A 16632-nucleotide genomic window follows, 5' to 3' on the forward strand; every position below is an offset into this window, starting at 1 on the left:
TCGTCTTCGCCCGCCTGCACGTCAGTGCCTAAACGCACAGCTTTGCGCAAACTCTCCAGCTCCCACGCTCACCATCCACCCTCAGGGCCACTGCAGGCCGGGCCGCGCCACATGCAGGGCCTGCAAGGACTCGGAGCGCCCGCGCACCTGCACCTGCCGGACTTCGCCCAGGCCATCGGCCACGCCCGCGCGGCGCGCCACCTCCAGCGACAGCACCAGCCGGGCCTGGGCGCTCTTGGTGTATTCCTGCAGGCGGCTGGCCGTGTTGACCACCTCGCCCACGGCCGTGAAGGTGGTGGTGTGCTCGAAGCCCACGCGCCCCACGGCAGCGCGCCCCGCGTGCAGCCCCATGCCGAAATCCACCGGCTGGCCGAACTGCGCCTCGAAGCTCGCGCTCCACTCCTGCATGCGCCGGTCTATCAGGGCACTGGCCTGCACGGCCTGGCGGCAGGCCGTGTCCAGGTCGGTGTCCAGGCCGAAGATGGCCATCACGCTGTCGCCGATGAACTGGTTGGCCATGCCGCCGCTGTCGTGCACGGCCTGGCCCACGCGCTCGAAATACTGGTCCAGCACCCAGGACAGGTCCACGGGCCATTGCCGCTCGGCCAGGCCGGACCAGCGGCGCAGGTCCACGAACAGGATGGCCACCTCGCGCACTTCGCGGACCTCGCGCTCCTGGCCCGCGCGCCCGGCCTGGGCGGCTGCCGGCGAGCGGAACAGCGGCGCCACCTGCACATCGCCCGTGGGCCGCAGCTGGCAGGCCAGCCGCACATCCTGCGGCGCGCCCACGCGCTCCAGCGTGAGGCGCTCGTCCCGCCCCGGCGCAGGCAGGTGGGCCGCCGGGCCGGACACGCGCACCCGGCAGGTGGAGCAGCGCGCCCTGCCGCCGCACAGCGACAAATGGGCAATGCCATGCTCGCGGCTGGCTTCGAGCACGCTCATGCCCTGGGGCACCTGCACCGTGCGGCCCGGATAGTGCAGCAGCACCTGGCGGACGCCGCGCAGGCGCATGCGCCGCCACAGCCAGGGGCCGGCCAGCAAGGCAGCCAGGCCGGCCAGCCAGCCCTGGCGCAGCCCCGATGTCAGATCGCGCAGCAGCTGCGCCGCCTGCGGCGAAGGCCCGGCCGGCGCGGGCACACCGGCCGCCGCGATCTCGCGCGCCATGGAGACGATTCCCAGCGCCGCCAGCACGGGCAGCAGCACGGCGGCCGTGAGCAGCAGCGGCTGCCAGCGCCGCCACCAGCCGCGTGCACGCAGGGCCATGTGCAGGCCCATGCAGCCATGGGTCCAGGCGGCCGCCATCAGCAGCAGCTGGATGGCCATGCTGGACGGATTCCAGGAAGAACGCACGATGCGCGCATACGAGGGGTCCACGCCCCAGGCCTCCTGCGCCAGCCGCGTGGCCGGCACGTGCAGGGCCAGCAGCAGCGGCAGGCCCAGGCCCAGCAGCAGCCGCACGGCCTCCAGCGCCGGCATGCGCAGGCTGCGCCGCCGCGCCAGCGCCTGCAGCGCCAGCCCCATGTGCGCGGCCAGCGCGCCGTAGAGCAGCAGGCTGCCGGGCAGGGATCGCCACACGCCGTGGATCACCTCGCGCACGGCCTCGGCCGTGGCCAGCGAGACCAGGCCCAGGGCATGGTTGGACAGGTGCAGCGCCGCATAGGTCCACAGCACCAGGCCGGTGGACCAGTGGAGACTGCGCAGGGACAGAGGAAGGACACGGGCCATGGAAACGGATGATGCGCCCGACGGCAGGACAAGACAGGAACAATGGCGGCTTGAAGGAACTTGGGACAGCGCAGCCCGATCCAGAATCTTTGTACATTCCGCCCGCTATTGGTTCCATGGCCCACCCTACCCAGCCTTCCAGCTTCGCCCTGCGCGGCATCACCCTGTTCGAGGGCCTGGGCACCGCCAGCCTGGACCGCATCGCCGCCGACTGCGAATGGCGCCCGCTGCAGGCCCGCCAGCCCGTGTTCAACCGCTGCTCCACGGGCAGCGACGTGTTCTTCCTGGTCAGCGGGCGCGTGCGCATCACCACCTATTCGCCGGGCGGGCGCGAGGTCAGCTTCCGCGACTACGGGCCCGGCGAGCACTTCGGCGACCTGGCGGCCATTGACGGCCAGGCCCGCTCCACCGATGTGGTCACCCTGGAATCCTCGCTGCTGGCCAGCCTCTCGCGCCAGGACTTCCTGGCCCTGCTGGCGCGCGAGCCCGCCGTTGCCCTGCGCATGATGGAAGGCCTGGCCGGCCTGGTGCGGCGGCTGACCGACCGCGTCATGGAGCTGAGCACCCTGGGCGTGCCCACGCGCCTGCACAGGGAGCTGCTGTGCCTGGCCCGGGAGGCGGGCGTCTCGCCCGAGCACACGGCCCTCATCAGCCCCGTGCCTTCGCACTCGGTGCTGGCCAGCAAGATCAGCACCAACCGCGAGCAGGTCACGCGCGAGCTGGGAGCCCTCACCCGACGCGGCCTGCTGCGCAAGGAGGGGCGCCAGGCGCTGCTGGTGACCGACGTGAACGCACTGCAGGCGCTGATAGCGCAGGAAAGCTAGGCGGGCTCCATTCGCCAGCCCTGCGGCGACCACACCAGGCGGTCGGTCAGCCCGATGGCCTGCAGAAAATCCTCGTCATGCGAGACCACGACCAGCGTGCCGGCGTAGCCGCGCAGCATGGCCTCCAGCGCCTGCAGGGAAGGCAGGTCCAGGTGGTTGCAGGGCTCGTCCAGCAGGAGCAGGGGCGCGGGCGGCTCGGCATGCAGCGCACAGGCCAGGGCGGCCTTGAGCTGCTCGCCGCCGCTGAGCCGCCCCGCGGGCTGCTCCACCTGCCGGGCCGCCAGCCCGAGCCAGGCCAGACGCGTGCGCAGCACATCCACGGGGGTGCCGGGGCAGGCGTCCTGCAACTGCTCCATCACCGTGCGCCCGGGCTGCAACAGGGACAGGCGCTGGTCCAGGTAGGCACAGGCCTGCATGCGGCGCACCTCGCCCGCCCGGGGCGCAAGGCGGCCCGCCAGCACATCGAGCAGGCGCGTCTTGCCGCAGCCGTTGGGACCGGTCACGGCCAGGCGCTGGCCGCCGTACAGAGACAGGTTCAGGCGCGGCCCCGTGGACAACGAAAACGGCAGCAGCACATCGTCCAGCAGCGCCACCACGTCGCAGGCAGCGCCTACCGGTGGCGGCGCCTGCATGCGGATGCCGGCCTGCAGATCGATCTGGCGCGCCGCCTCGCGCACGCGCTGGTCCAGCGCCTCGCGCGTGTCTGCATGCTGGCGGCGCAGGCGGCCGGCCGACGCCTGGCTGCGCTCCTTTTGCCGGTCCAGCAGAATGCGCGCCTGGTTGGCCTCCTGGCCCTGGCGGCGGCCGCGCGCCTCGCGGCGCTGCTGGCGCTCCTGCTGCTCGCGCAGCTGCTGCGTTTCGCGGCGCCGCTCCAGCTTGCGCTGCTCCAGCAGTTGCACCGCCGAGGCCATCTCGCGCGCCTTGGCTTCGGCATAGAAGGCGTAGCCGCCGCCGTAGCTGCGAAGCCCCTGCGGCGACAGCTCCACGATGCGTTCCATGCCCTGCAGCAGACTGCGGTCATGGCTGACCACGACCAGGCCACCGGGCCAGCGCTGCAGCTGCGCGGCCAGGGCCTGGCGGCTTTCGCGGTCCAGGTGGTTGCTGGGCTCGTCCAGCACCAGGTGGTCGGCGCCCGACAGCAGCGCGCCCGCCAGGGCCGCGCGCATGGCCTCGCCGCCGCTGAGGGCGTGGCCCGGCGTATCGGCACGCAGATGGCCCAGGCCCGCCAGCTCCAGCTGGGCCTGCAGGCGCTGGCGCAGGTCCCAGCGGTCGGCCAGCAGCTCGAAGTCGCGGGGCTCGCAACTGCCGCCCTCGATGCGCGCCAGCGCCTCCAGCGCGGGCTGCAGCCCGGCCAGCGCCGCCACCGAAGGCTGGCCGTGCCAGTCCGTGCGCTGGGCCAGGTACAGCACCTGCCCCGAGCGCAGGCAGCGGCCCTGCGAGGGCGCATCCAGCCCGGCCAGGATGCGCGCCAGCCGCGACTTGCCCACGCCGTTGCGCCCCACCAGGCCGGTGCGGCGGTGGTCCAGGGTTTCGGAAAGATCGGAGAAAAGGGGGCTGCCATCGGGCAGCACGCAGGAAACGCCGTCGAGCGTGATCGTGGTATTCGTCATATCGCGGTTCATGGATGCCAACGCAGTTCCTTGCCGCTTTGCATGCATTGCGCATGCCGTGGGCAGGGTCGGGAAAAGCGGGCCGCTGGGACAGCGGCAGCATCAATGGCGCATGGGACGAATACCTCCTGCAATGGCGAACGAAGCCGCCATTATAGAAATCATGGGACGGACGTGCTGGCCGTGCCGGAGGGGGCGCCATCGGCGCCGTCGGGGCCAAGGGGGCCGGCATGCGCACCGGCGTTTGCACGCGGCGGCTCGGGTCCGGTGGGCCCGGCCTGCCGCGCGGGGGCTGCAGGCGCCGATGGCGCGCAAGGGTTCGAAGACTGTGCCGGCGGGCGGCCCTGAAAGCACAGGGCGTTGAGCGCGATCCAGAGGGGCATGTGTTTATGTTCCGGGGTCCGCAGCGGGCGGCGGCCGGCGCGCGCTGCCGCGCGGCCCGGCGATGCGCCGCTGCCATTCAAGGACGAAGACGAAGAAGACGGGCACGAAGAACACGGCCAGCACCGTGCCGCTGACCATGCCGCCGAACACGCCCGTGCCGATGGCGTGCTGGGTCTCGGCGCTGGCGCCCGAGGCCAGCATCAGCGGCACCACGCCCAGCGCAAAGGCCAGCGAGGTCATGAGGATGGGCCGCAGCCGAAGGCGCGCGGCCTTGATGGCGGCCTCGCGCAGATCCTGGCCTTCCTCGCGCAGTTGCTTGGCGAACTCCACGATCAGGATGGCGTTCTTGGCCGACAGGCCGATGATGGTGATCAGGCCCACCTTGAAGAACACATCGTTGGGCATGCCGCGCAGCAGCACGGCCGCCACCGCGCCCAGCAGGCCCAGGGGCACGACCAGCATCACCGACAGCGGGATGGACCAGCTCTCGTACAGCGCGGCCAGCACCAGGAAGACCACCAGCATGGACAGGGCCATGAGCAGGGGAGCCTGCGCCGCCGACTGGCGCTCCTGCAGCGACTGGCCGGTCCAGGCCACGGCAAAGCCGGGCGGCAGCTGGGCCACCAGCCGCTCCATCTCGGCCATGGCCGCGCCGCTGGATGTGCCGGGCGCAGGCGTGCCCGAGATGCGCGACGCCAGGAAGCCCTGGTAGCGCACCAGCTGCAACGGCGTCTCGGACCACACGGGCGTGGCGAACTCGGCCAGCGGCACCATGCCGCCCGCAGCGTTGCGCACGTTCAGCCGGAGCACATCATCGATCTGCATGCGCGCGGGCGCGTCGGCCTGCACGATGACCTGCTGCATGCGTCCGGCGTTGGGGAAGTCGTTGACGTACAGCGAGCCCATGGCCGTGGACAGCGTCTCGCTGATGGCGGCAAAGCCCACGCCCAGGGCCTGGGCCTTCTGGCGGTCGATCTCCAGCCGCACGCTGGTGCCCGAAGGCAGGCTGTCCTGGTAGGCCGAGCCCAGCACGCTGCTGCTGCCGGCCAGCGCCAGCAACTGGTCGGTGGCCGACTTGAGCGCGGCATGGCCCTGGCCCGTGCGGTCCTGCAGGTACATGGTGAAGCCCGAGGAAGTGCCCAGCTCGTCGATGGCCGGGGGCTGCAGCACCATGATGGCGCCCTCGGGCGCGTGTTCCATGGCCTTTTGCGCGAGCGAGACTTCCTCGCCGGCCGTGGCGCCGTTGCGCTGGTCCCAGTCCTTGAGCGTGGTGAAGGCCATGGCCGCGTTCGGGCCCGAGCCCGCGAAGCTGAAGCCCAGCACCGAGATGCTGGAGGCGATGCCGGGGCGCTGCGCCACATGCTCCTCATAGCGCTTGACCACGTCCAGCGTGCGCTCGGCCGTGGCATCGGCCGGCAGCTGGATGGAGGTCATGAAGTAGCCCTGGTCCTCCTCGGGCAGGAAGGCCGAGGGCAGCTGGCGCAGCGCAAACACCAGGATGGCCACGATGGCCGCGAACAGCAGCATCATGCGGCCCGTGCGCCGGACCAGGCCCGTGACATGGGCCTCGTAGCGGTTCGTCAGCCGCTCGAAGCCGCGGTTGAACCAGCCGAAGAAGCCTTTCTTCTCATGGTGGCCTGCCGCCACCGGCTTGAGCAAGGTGGCGCACAGCGCCGGTGTCAGGCTCAGGGCCAGGAAGGCCGAGAACAGGATGGACACGGCCATGGACAGCGTGAACTGCTGGTAGATCACGCCCACCGAGCCGCTGGCGAACGCCATGGGAATGAACACCGCCGTCAGCACCAGGGTGATGCCGATGATGGCGCCCGTGATCTCCTTCATGGCCTTGAGCGTGGCATCGCGCGGCGACAGGCCTTCCTCGGCCATGAGGCGCTCCACGTTCTCCACCACGACGATGGCGTCATCCACGATGATGCCGATGGCCAGCACCATGCCGAACATGGTCAGCACGTTGATGGAAAAGCCCGCCACCAGCATCACGGCGAAGGTGCCCAGCAGCGCCACGGGCGCCACGATGGCCGGGATCAGCGTGTAGCGCAGGTTCTGCAGGAACAGGTACATCACCAGGAAGACCAGCACCATGGCCTCGACCAGGGTCTGCACCACCTTCTCGATGGAGATCTTGACGAAGGGCGCGGTGTTGAACGAGATGGTGTGCTGCATGCCCTGCGGCAGGATGGAGGCCAGCTCGGCCATGCGCTTTTGCACGGCAGCGGCCGTGCGCACGGCATTGGCACCGGGCGACAGCTGCACGGCGGCACTGGTGGCGGGCTTGCCGTCCTCGCGGTTGGAGAAGGCATAGGACTGCGCGCCCAGCTCCACGCGCGCCACGTCGCCCAGCACCAGGCGGGAGCCGTCGGCATGGGCGCGCAGCACGATGGCCGCGAACTGCGCGGGCGAGGTCAGCTGGCCCTGCACCGTCAGCGGCGTGGTCACGCGCTGGCCCGGCGCGGTCGGCGCATCGCCCACGCGGCCCGGGGCGATCTGCATGTTCTGCTGCTGTATGGCCTGGGTGAGGTCGCCCATGGACAGCCCGTAGGAAATCAGCTTGGCCGGATCGACCCAGACGCGCATGGCCTGCTCGGTGCCGAACAGCTGCACGCGGCCCACGCCCTCGATGCGGCGCAGCTCCTCCACGATGTTGCGCGCCATGTAGTCATTGAGTGCCAGCTCGTCGAACTCGCCGCCCGGCGAGATCAGGCCCACCAGCAGCAGAAAGCTCGACGTGGCCGACTCCACCTGCAGGCCGTTCTGGCGCACGGCCTGCGGCAGGCGCGGCTCCACGGCCTTGATGCGGTTTTGCACATCCACCTGGGCCAGCTCGGGGTTGGTGCCGGGCTTGAAGGTGGCCTTGATCTCGGCCGAGCCCGAGGTGTCCACCGAGGACTCGAAGTACAGCAGGTGGCGGACGCTGGACAGCTCGCGCTCGATCAGCGAGACCACGGAGTCATTGAGCGTCTTGGGCGTGGCGCCCGGATAGGTGGCATACAGGCTCACCGTGGGCGGCGCCACCGTGGGATAGCGCGATATCGGCAATTGCGGGATGGCGAGCACGCCCAGCAGCACGATGAACAGCGCGATGACCCAGGCAAAGACGGGCCGGTGAATGAAGAACTGTGGCATGGACGCGAGGTCTGGTTTTCAATGCGCGCCAGGGCGCGCTGCGGAAAAAATACGGCGCCTGGCGCCGAATCATCTGAGGGGCCATCCGGATGCAAATCCAGATTGCCAGGAGGCATGGGGATGAAGGAAACTCCTGCCGGTGCGGCTTCGGCCTGCGGCGTGTTGCCGCAAGGGCCATTCACTCAGGGAGCCGCTGCAAAAGCTGACCGCTCCACCCGCTCATACGGCACTGCCGCTGTGACTTCATATTCATCGCTTTGTTTCGCATGCCGGCCAATGGCGGCGGCACAGGGAAACAGCTTGCGTTCTTTCGATGGCATTTCGGCCCGGGAAATGTGGAAGAACGATGGAGATGAACACAGCCGCCGCCGCGACCCAAAATGGCTTCTATCATTGCCCAGCCCTTGCCTTTCCAGCCATCGACATCGCTCATCCTCGTTGCCGAGGACGAGCCCGAGATCGCAGACATCCTGTGCGCCTACCTGGCCCGCAGCGACCTGCGCACCGTCCATGCCGCCGATGGCCAGCAGGCCCTTGAACTGCACCACCACTTGAAACCCGATCTCGTTCTTCTCGACGTGCAGATGCCACGCCTCGACGGCTGGCAGGTGCTGTCCGAAATCCGCCGGCGCGGCGACACGCCCGTCATCATGCTCACCGCCCTCAACCAGGACGTGGACAAGCTCATCGGCCTGCGCATTGGCGCGGACGACTACGTGGGCAAGCCCTTCAATGCGGCCGAGGTCGTGGCGCGCGTGCAGGCCGTGCTGCGCCGCTGCGGCCAGGGCCGGCTCCGCGATACCAAGCTGCTGCAGGCCGGCCCCTTTCGCGTGGACCTGGACAGCCGCGAGGTCAGCGTGCAGGTGCAGGGCGCCACGCATGTGCCCGAACTCACCGTGACCGAATTCAACCTGCTGGCCAGCCTGGTGCGTTCGCCCCGGCGCGTGTTCAGCCGCGCCGAGCTGCTGCTCAGTTGCCTGCCCGAAGGCCACACGCTGGAACGCACCGTGGACAGCCACATCAGCAAGCTGCGCAAGAAGCTCGAAGGCCTGGGCCTGCAGGGCATGCCCGACAGCGTGCGCAGCGTGGGCTACCGGCTGGGGATGGATCCATGAGCGCAGTGCCGGGCCTGCGCCGGCAGGTGGTGCTGACCATGTCGGCCGTCACGCTGGCCGTGGTCGTGCTGTGCGTGCTGGGTTCGTACGCCTTCTATGCACTGCTGCTGACCTTTCACCCGGCCAGCGTATCCGACGGCTGGATGCCCTCCAGCGTGGAGCTGGCCTGGGTGCTGCTGACCCTGGTCATCGCCCTGCTGATCGCCATCTTCGTGGCCACGCGGCTGTCGCGGCGCATCCTGCCCTCGCTGGACTCGGTGGCCATCAGCCTGCGCCAGCTGGCCCAGGGCGACCTCTCGGCGCGCGCGCACACCGACGACAGCGCGCTGCACGAGGCCGCCCAGCTGGTGCACGACTTCAACAGCCTGGCCCAGCGCCTGGAAGGCATGGCGCAGGAGCGCGCCTTCTGGAGCGCGGCCATCGCCCATGAGCTGCGCACGCCCGTGACCATTCTCAGCGGACGGCTGCAAGGCCTGTCCGATGGCGTCTTCCTGCCCAGCAAGGACATGCTGGCCAGCCTGATGACCCAGGTCGAGGGGCTGACCCGCCTGATCGACGATCTGCGCCTGCTGGGCCTGCAGGACAACGGCCACCTGCATCTGGAGCTGCGCCAGACCTGCCTGGCCGGCGAGGTGCGATCGGTGACCCTGGCCGTGGGGCCGGCGCTGGAGCAGGCGGGCCTGCAACTGGCGCTGGAGCTGGATGAGCAGCCCGTGGTCTGCGACCCCGTGCGCATACGCCAGGCCCTGCTGGCCCTGCTGGAGAACGCCATGCTGTATGCGCAGCCCGGCCCCCTGCTGGTGGCCGCGCGCGTGCGCCAGGGCCTGTGCACCGTGCGCGTGGAAGACAGCGGCCCCGGCGTGGCGGCGGACCTTGCGCCGCGCATCTTCGACGCCTTCCAGCGCGGCGAAGGCGCCCGCAGCCGCAAAAACGCCGGCGTGGGGGCCAGCAAGGGCAGCGGACTGGGCCTGGCCGTGGTCCAGGCCATTGCCCAGGCCCATGGCGGGCGGGCGCAATGCCTGCCGGGCGAGCGCGGCGGCGCGCTGTTCGAGCTGAGCTGGCCGGCCTGACCTCGTCAGAGCCGCAGATCAGCCTGCGAAATCATCGGCCCGCACATGGCGTGCGTCCCAGGCGGCGGCCAGCGCAGCCGCCCGGCCCAGGCGCACGCGGCCTGATTCGAAGTCAACGATGCCTGCCTCCTGCGCCGCCGCAGGCCGCGCGGGCCGCTCGCGCGTGCGGCCGTCGGTGAGCAGCCACAGCCAGCCCTGGCAGGAGGCCTCTGCGCCGCAATGGCGCTGCAGCAACTGGCCCGCCTGCTCCACGGCCGCCTGCAGCGGCGTGCCGCCGCCCCCGCCGATGGGCGCGATCCAGTCGTCATTCCAGGCCGCAGCCTTGCGCGGCGGCAGGCGCAATTCCACGCGCGTGCCCGCAAAGCAGATCAGCGCCACCTGCTCGCGGCGGCGGTAGGCCTCTTCCATCAGCGACAGCAGCACGCCCTTGGCCCGCGCCAGTGCGCCGCTGGCGGCCATGGAGGCCGAGCAATCGAGCACAAAGCAATGCAGCCGCGTGGCCTGCGGCGGCTCACGGCGGCGCTGCAGATGTTCGGGCGCCAGCGCCTGGGCGCCGCGCGCGGCCAGCGTGCGCGGCCAGTCCCAGCTGCCGGTGGGCGGCCCGCCTTGCGCCTGGGCCAGCCGGGGCTGGCTGGCCGCCTGCTGGCCCGCCCTCGCATCCCTTGCCTGTGGCGCGGGGCCGCGAGGGCTCAGGCTTTTTTTGCGGCGGGCGCTCCGGGCTTTGCGGCCTCGCGGGCCAGCAACGAAGGCACGGCGACACGCAGCAGGCCCACGGGCTCGGGCGGCATGGCGCCCCAGTCGGCCTCGGAGGGTTGGCTGCCGCTTTCGCCGTTGGCCGTGGCCTGGGCAGGCGGCCGGCTTTGTGCCGCCGACTGCGAAGGCGGATTCGGTGGCGCCTGCTGTGGGGATGGCTGCTGCTGCGGCTGCTGCTGCGGCGCCCCCGGCTTGCGGCGGTGCACCAGCACCAGCTCGGCCACGGCCTGCACATGGTCGGGCGTGACCTCGGCATCGCCCAGCCAGGCGGCCCAGGCGCGTGCGGCACGCAGCAGCACCAGGTCGGCGCGCAGGCCGTCCACCTGGGCGGCAATGCACAGCGCGCCTGCGGCCTGCAGCACCGCGTCGGACCAGGGCAGCGCGCCGGCCGGCTGCAGGCGCTCGCGTGCCGTGCGCAGCTGCGCGGCCAGCGCGGCCTGGGCGTCTGCATGGCGGGCGCGGAAGGCTGCCGGGTCGGCATCGAACACCAGGCGTGCACGCACGATGGCCTGGCGCTGGGCCGCATCCTGCACATTGGCCAGGCGCACGCACAGGCCCAGGCGGTCCAGGAGCTGCGGGCGCAACTGGCCTTCCTCGGGGTTCATGGTGCCCACCAGCACGAAGCGCGCCGCGTGGCGGTGGGAGATGCCGTCGCGCTCGACCACGTTGACGCCGCTGGCGGCCGCATCCAGCAGCACATCGACCAGGGCATCGGGCAGCAGGTTGATCTCGTCCACATAGAGCACGCCGCCATGGGCGCGTGCCAGCAGGCCGGGCGCGAATTTGAGCGCATGGCCGGCCATTGCCTGGCCCAGGTCCAGCGAGCCGGCCAGATGCTCCAACGAGGCGCCCAGCGGCAGCGTGACGAAGGGCGCGGCATCGATGAGCTCGGCCAGCCCCCGCGCGGCCGTGGACTTGGCCGTGCCGCGCGGCCCCTCGATCAGCACGCCGCCCAGTTGCGGGTCGATGGCGGCCAGCAGCAGCGCCTGGCACAGCAGGGGCTGGCCGGCAATGGCGGCAAAGGGAAACAGCGGCGGCAGCGCGGGCGGGGCGCCGCTGCCCAGGTCAGGAGATGCGGTCATGCGCGCAATCCTTCGAGATGGTTTTCATGTTCCAGCAGCAGGTCTTCCAGCTGCTGGCGATAGTCGCCGGGCTGCTCCCACAGGCCGCGCTGCATGGCTTCGAGCAGGCGCTCCAGCATGTCGCGCAGGGCCTGCGGATTGTGCTGCACGAGAAAGTCGCGCGTGGCCGCGTCCAGCACATAGGCGTCGGCCACCAGGGCGTACTGGTGGTCGCCCACCTGCTGCGTGGTGGCGTCGAAGCCGAAGAGATAGTCCACCGTGGCCGCCATCTCGAAGGCGCCCTTGTAGCCATGGCGCTTGGCGCCGTCCATCCACTTGGGATTGGTGACGCGCGAGCGCACCACGCGCGCAATCTCCTCCTTGAGCGAGCGCACGCGCGGCTGGGCCGGGTTGGCATGGTCGCCGTGGTAGAGCGCGGGCTGGCGGCCCGAGAGGTGGCGCACGGCCGAGGCCATGCCGCCCTGGAACTGGAAGTAGTCGCCCGAGTCGAGGATGTCGTGCTCGCGGCTGTCCTGGTTGTGGGCCACCACGTCGAGCTCGCCCAGGCGGCGGCGCAGCGCATCGCCTGCGGGCACGCCCTCGGCGTCCTGGCCGTAGGCGTGCTGGCTCCAGCCCAGGTAGGCCTGGGCCAGGTCGGCATCGCCCTGCCAGTCGCCGCTCTGGAACAGTCCGCCCAGGCCCGATCCATAGTGGCCGGGCGGCGCGCCGAACACGCGCCAGCCGGCCTGCAGGCGGGCCTGCACGGCGTCCATGCCCTGCGCCTGCAGCTGCTCGACCTCGGCCAGGATGCGCGCGCGTATGGGGTTGTCCTCGGCGTCCTCGTCCAGCGCGGCCACGGCCTGCACGGCCGCGTCGAACATCTGCACGGCGCCGGGGAAGGCATCGCGGAAAAAGCCCGAGATGCGCAGCGTCACATCCACACGCGGCCGGCCCATGCCCACGCGCGGCACCACCTCGAAGTCCACCACGCGCTGGCTGCCGGGCGCCCATTTGGGGCGCACGCCGATCAGCGCAAAGGCCTGGGCGATGTCATCGCCGCCCGTGCGCATGGTGGCCGTGCCCCAGACCGACAGGCCCAGGGTGCGCGGGTACTCGCCATGCTCCTGCAGATAGCGCTCCAGCAGCCTGAGCGTGGCCTGCTGGCCCAGCTCCCAGGCCGCCTGCGTGGGAATGGCGCGCGTGTCCAGCGTGTAGAAATTGCGCCCCGTGGGCAGCACGTCGGGCCGCCCGCGCGAGGGCGATCCGCTGGGCCCGGGCGGCACGAAGCGGCCCTGCAGGCCGCGCAGCAGCTGGCGCAGTTCCTCGCCGCCACAGGCATCCAGCGCGGGCGCCAGCACGGCATGCACCTGCGCCAGCGCGGCGCGCGTCTGAGGCCAGTCACCGGCCGGGGCCTCACCTTCCAGCAGTTGCTGGGCCAGCAGCTCCAGGCGCTCGCGCGTGTCTCCCTCATGGCGCCAGGGCTCGTCGCTCACGGCCTGCAGGGCGGCGGGGCGCGCGCCGGTCCAGGGGCGTGCGGGCTCCATGCGCAGCGGGTCGAACCCGGGGCTGTCCAGCAGGTCGGCGGCCAGCGCCTGGATCAGGCCCTGGCCTTCGTCCGACGGGAAGCGCGCCAGCGCCAGCAGCGTGTCGCGGCGCTGGCGCCCCTGCGGCGAGGCGCCGAAGACATGCAGGCCATCGCGGATCTGGGTTTCCTTGAGCTCGCACAGGTAGGCGTCTATGCGTTCGAGCACGGCATCGTCGTCCTGCGCGGCACCGGGCGCCAGGTCCAGTTCCTGGTCCAGGTGCTGGCGGCGCACGATGTCCAGGATCTGGCGGCGCAGCAGCGCGCCGCGCCGCGCATCGACCAGCAGCGCGTCGTAGTACTCGTCCACCAGGCGCTCCAGGTCCTGCAGCGGGCCGTGGTTTTCGGCGCGCGTCAGCGGCGGCATCAGGTGGTCGATGATCACGGCCTGGCTGCGGCGCTTGGCCTGGGCGCCTTCGCCGGGATCGTTGACGATGAAGGGGTACAGGTGCGGCAGCGGGCCCAGGATGGCATCGGGCCAGCACGCGCCCGACAGCGCCAGGCTCTTGCCCGGCAGCCATTCGAGGTTGCCATGCTTGCCCACGTGGACCATGGCGTCCACGGCAAAGCGGTCGCGCAGCCAGAAGTAGAAGGCCAGGTAGCCGTGGGGCGGCACCAGCTCGGCATCGTGGTAGCTCGCATAGTCCTGCACGCCCATGCCTTTACCGACCAATGCACGCGCCGGCTGTATGCCGACAAAGACATGGCCCAGGCGCAGGCCCGCGATCATGAATCGGCCCTGGCGCAGCAGCGGGTCGGCCTCGGGCGCGCCCCAGCGCGCCGTGATGGCGTCGGCCATGCCGTCCGGCAGCGCGGCCAGGCGTGCCAGGTACTCGTCCAGCGCATAGCTTTGCCAGGCCGGGCGCAGCGGCCACTGGGCCGGGTCGTTGGCAATGCCCTGCTGCAGGGTGTGCATCAGCGCCTGGCCATCGGCGGGCAGCTGCGCGGGGTCGCCCAGCTCATGGCCTTCGGCCGCCAGGTGCTGCAGGATGGCGATCACCGAGGCCGGCGTATCCAGCCCCACGCCGCTGCCGATGCGGCCTTCGCTGCCCGGATAGTTGGCCAGCACCAGGGCCAGGCGCTTGTCGCGCGCGGGCAGGCTGCGCAGGCGGCACCAGCGCCAGGCCAGGTCGGCCACGAAGTCCACGCGGTCGGGCTCGGGCTGGTAGGCCACCACGTCGGCCTGGGTGAAGGCGCAGCGGTGGGACAGGCCCTTGAAGCTGATGGCGCGCGTGATGATGCGGCCATCCATCTCCGGCAGCACCACCTGCATGGCGATGTCGCGCGGGCGCAGGCCCTGGCTGTCGGCCCACCAGTCCTCGCGGTTGCCGCCGCTGGCGATCACCTGCAGCACGGGCGCATCGCCGGCCAGGGCCGTGCCCGTTTCCAGCGCCGAGAACGCCGTGGTGTTGAGCACCAGCTGCACGGCATGGTCTTCGCAGAGCTGGCGCAGCGTGGCCAGGCACAGCGGGTCCTTGAGCGAGTCCAGCGCCACGGGCAGCGGGTTCATGCCGCGCTGCTGCAGCGACAGGGCCATGGCGTCGAAGGCTGCCGTGTTGCCCGCCAGCAGGTGGGAGCGGTAGAACACCAGGGCCACCGTGGGCGCGCCCGGCGTCCAGGCGCGCTGCAGGTCGTCGATGCCGGCCACCTCATGGGCATGGACCTGGGCCTGGACCTGGGCATGGCTCCTGGCAGCGAAGAGCGCCGGGGGAACGTGGACAGCCGCCTGCGGCAGGGTGCGCGGCGGCAGCGGCGCATCGCCCCGGTCCAGCCCGTGGTAGACGGTGGCCTTGAGGAACTCGCGCGCATTGGCCGCGCCGCCCGAGCGCAGGTACTGCCACAGCTGGCGGCAGGCGGCGGCCGGCAGCGTGCTGCGCGCCAGCAGGTGCGGGTCTTCCTGCAGGTCACCCGAGAACATGGCCAGGCGCTGGCCCTTGCGGCGCGCCAGCGAGCCGATCTGCTCGATGCCGTAGGGCCAGGCCGATTCCGAGCCCAGGTGGTCCACGATGACCACGCGCGCATGGCGCAGCACCTCGTCCACATACAGGTCCAGCGAGGCCGGCTGGCGCAGGTACAGCAGATTGGCCAGCCGCACCGAGGGAAAGTCCGCCGACGCCCCGGCCAGCGCGGCCACGGCCGAGGACAGCAGGGCCAGCGTGGTGTCGGCCGAGCTCAGGATGACGATGTCGGCCGGCGTCTGGTCGAGGCGGGTGACGATGCTCTCATCCTCGACAAAGCCGCCGGGGCGCGTGGACAGCAGGTGCATGGAACAGGTTTCAGTACGGAATCGGAAGGTCAGGCGGCCACATTCTCCAGGCCCTTGCGCAGCGCTGCTTCGTCAAGGTCTTGCCCGATGAACACCAGGCGCGTGCCGCGTGCCTCGCCCTCGCGCCAGGCGCGGTCGAAGTGGTGGTCGAAGCGGCGGCCCACGCCCTGCAGCAGCCAGCGCATGGGCTTGCCCGGAATGTCGGCAAAGCCCTTGACGCGCAGGATGCTGTGCTGCTCCACCAGCGTCTCCAGCGCAGCCAGCAGGCGGTCGCGGTCCACGGCGGGCAGGTCGATCACGTAGGAGTCGAAGTCGTCGTGGTCATGGTCCTCGTCGTGGTCGTGGTGGCTCACGCGCTGGTCGATGGTGGTCTCGGCCGCCTTGGCCAGGCCCAGCACCACGTCCAGCGGCAGGCGGCCCTGGGACGATTGCACGATCTTGACCTCGGGCGGCAGCTCCTCGCGCACCAGGGCGGTCACGCGCGCCAGGGCCTCGGCATCGGCCAGGTCGGTCTTGTTGAGCACCACCAGGTCGGCCGCGCCCAGCTGGTCCTCGAAGAGTTCGTGCAGCGGCGATTCGTGGTCCAGGTTGGGGTCGGCGCGGCGCAGCTCGTCCACGGCCTGGGGATTGGCGGCGAACTGGCCGCTGGCGGCCGCCGGCGTATCCACCACGGTGACCACCGCGTCCACGGTGAACACGTTGGCGATCTCGGGCCACTGGAAGGCCTGGACCAGGGGCTTGGGCAGGGCCAGGCCCGAGGTCTCGATGATCACGGCGTCGATCTGGTCGCGGCGCTCGGCCAGCGCGCGCATCACGGGGAAGAACTCTTCCTGCACCGTGCAGCACATGCAGCCGTTGGCCAGCTCGTACAGCGCGCCTTCGCGCTCGTTGCCCTCGTCGTCGCAGCCGATGCCGCAGCCCTTGAGGATCTCGCCGTCGATGCCCAGCTCGCCGAACTCGTTGACGATGACGGCAATGCGCCGGCCGCCCGCGTTGTCCAGGATGTGGCGCAGCAGCGTGGTCTTGCCGCTGCCCAGAAAGCCGGTGACGATGGTGGCGGGAATCTTGGCGGTTTGCATGGAAGGTTCTCCAGAAAAA

10 protein-coding genes are annotated in these 16632 nt (G+C 71.0%); 3 read left to right on the plus strand and 7 right to left on the minus strand.

The genetic code is table 11. The annotated features are described in order from the left end of the window. Positions 1-81: 81 nt before the first annotated feature. Entirely contained in the window at positions 82-1725 is a 1644-nt protein-coding gene (locus tag ACF8ME_RS03720; RefSeq protein ID WP_392415293.1) for an adenylate/guanylate cyclase domain-containing protein, read from the minus strand. Positions 1726-1841: 116 nt separating this feature from the next. Between ACF8ME_RS03720 and ACF8ME_RS03725 the strand changes: the two genes are divergently transcribed. Next, on the plus strand, positions 1842-2549 hold the full coding sequence (locus ACF8ME_RS03725) for a Crp/Fnr family transcriptional regulator (protein WP_392415294.1): 708 nt from the start codon (positions 1842-1844) through the stop codon (positions 2547-2549). Here ACF8ME_RS03725 and ACF8ME_RS03730 read toward each other — a convergent pair. Beyond that, positions 2546-4171 (minus strand): ABC-F family ATP-binding cassette domain-containing protein, encoded by a 1626-nt coding sequence (locus tag ACF8ME_RS03730; RefSeq protein WP_392415296.1) that lies wholly within the window; start codon positions 4169-4171, stop codon positions 2546-2548. The two genes, ACF8ME_RS03725 and ACF8ME_RS03730, sit on opposite strands and share 4 nt — an antisense overlap. Before the next feature lie 375 nt (positions 4172-4546). Continuing rightward, a complete protein-coding gene (locus tag ACF8ME_RS03735; RefSeq protein ID WP_016454400.1) occupies positions 4547-7687 on the minus strand; it encodes an efflux RND transporter permease subunit in 3141 nt (1046 codons plus the stop codon). A 380-nt stretch (positions 7688-8067) separates the two neighbouring features. Between ACF8ME_RS03735 and ACF8ME_RS03740 the strand changes: the two genes are divergently transcribed. Beyond that, positions 8068-8802, plus strand: a complete 735-nt coding sequence (locus ACF8ME_RS03740) for a response regulator (protein ID WP_016448779.1) — start codon at positions 8068-8070, stop codon at positions 8800-8802. Further along, positions 8799-9872: an ATP-binding protein gene (locus tag ACF8ME_RS03745; RefSeq protein WP_016448780.1), complete on the plus strand. Its 1074-nt coding sequence runs from the start codon at positions 8799-8801 to the stop codon at positions 9870-9872. The genes ACF8ME_RS03740 and ACF8ME_RS03745 overlap by 4 nt, the downstream gene beginning before the upstream one ends. An 18-nt stretch (positions 9873-9890) precedes the next feature. Here the strand turns inward: ACF8ME_RS03745 and ACF8ME_RS03750 are convergent, their stop codons facing one another. From ACF8ME_RS03750 to cobW, 4 genes are all read right to left on the minus strand, one after another. Then, positions 9891-10352, minus strand: a complete 462-nt coding sequence (locus ACF8ME_RS03750) for a VWA domain-containing protein (RefSeq protein ID WP_084027467.1) — start codon at positions 10350-10352, stop codon at positions 9891-9893. A 209-nt stretch (positions 10353-10561) separates the two neighbouring features. Further along, entirely contained in the window at positions 10562-11707 is a 1146-nt protein-coding gene (locus tag ACF8ME_RS03755; protein ID WP_392415297.1) for an ATP-binding protein, read from the minus strand. Next, positions 11704-15534, minus strand: coding sequence for a cobaltochelatase subunit CobN (gene cobN, locus ACF8ME_RS03760; protein ID WP_392415299.1), 3831 nt, complete (start codon positions 15532-15534; stop codon positions 11704-11706). The genes ACF8ME_RS03755 and cobN overlap by 4 nt, the downstream gene beginning before the upstream one ends. A gap of 29 nt (positions 15535-15563) precedes the next feature. Continuing rightward, a complete protein-coding gene (cobW, locus tag ACF8ME_RS03765; RefSeq protein ID WP_047219594.1) occupies positions 15564-16613 on the minus strand; it encodes a cobalamin biosynthesis protein CobW in 1050 nt (349 codons plus the stop codon). Positions 16614-16632 lie beyond the last annotated feature (19 nt).

It is taken from the genome of Delftia sp. WSY_7, assembly GCF_043104845.1.
Classification (GTDB): domain Bacteria; phylum Pseudomonadota; class Gammaproteobacteria; order Burkholderiales; family Burkholderiaceae_C; genus Comamonas; species Comamonas tsuruhatensis.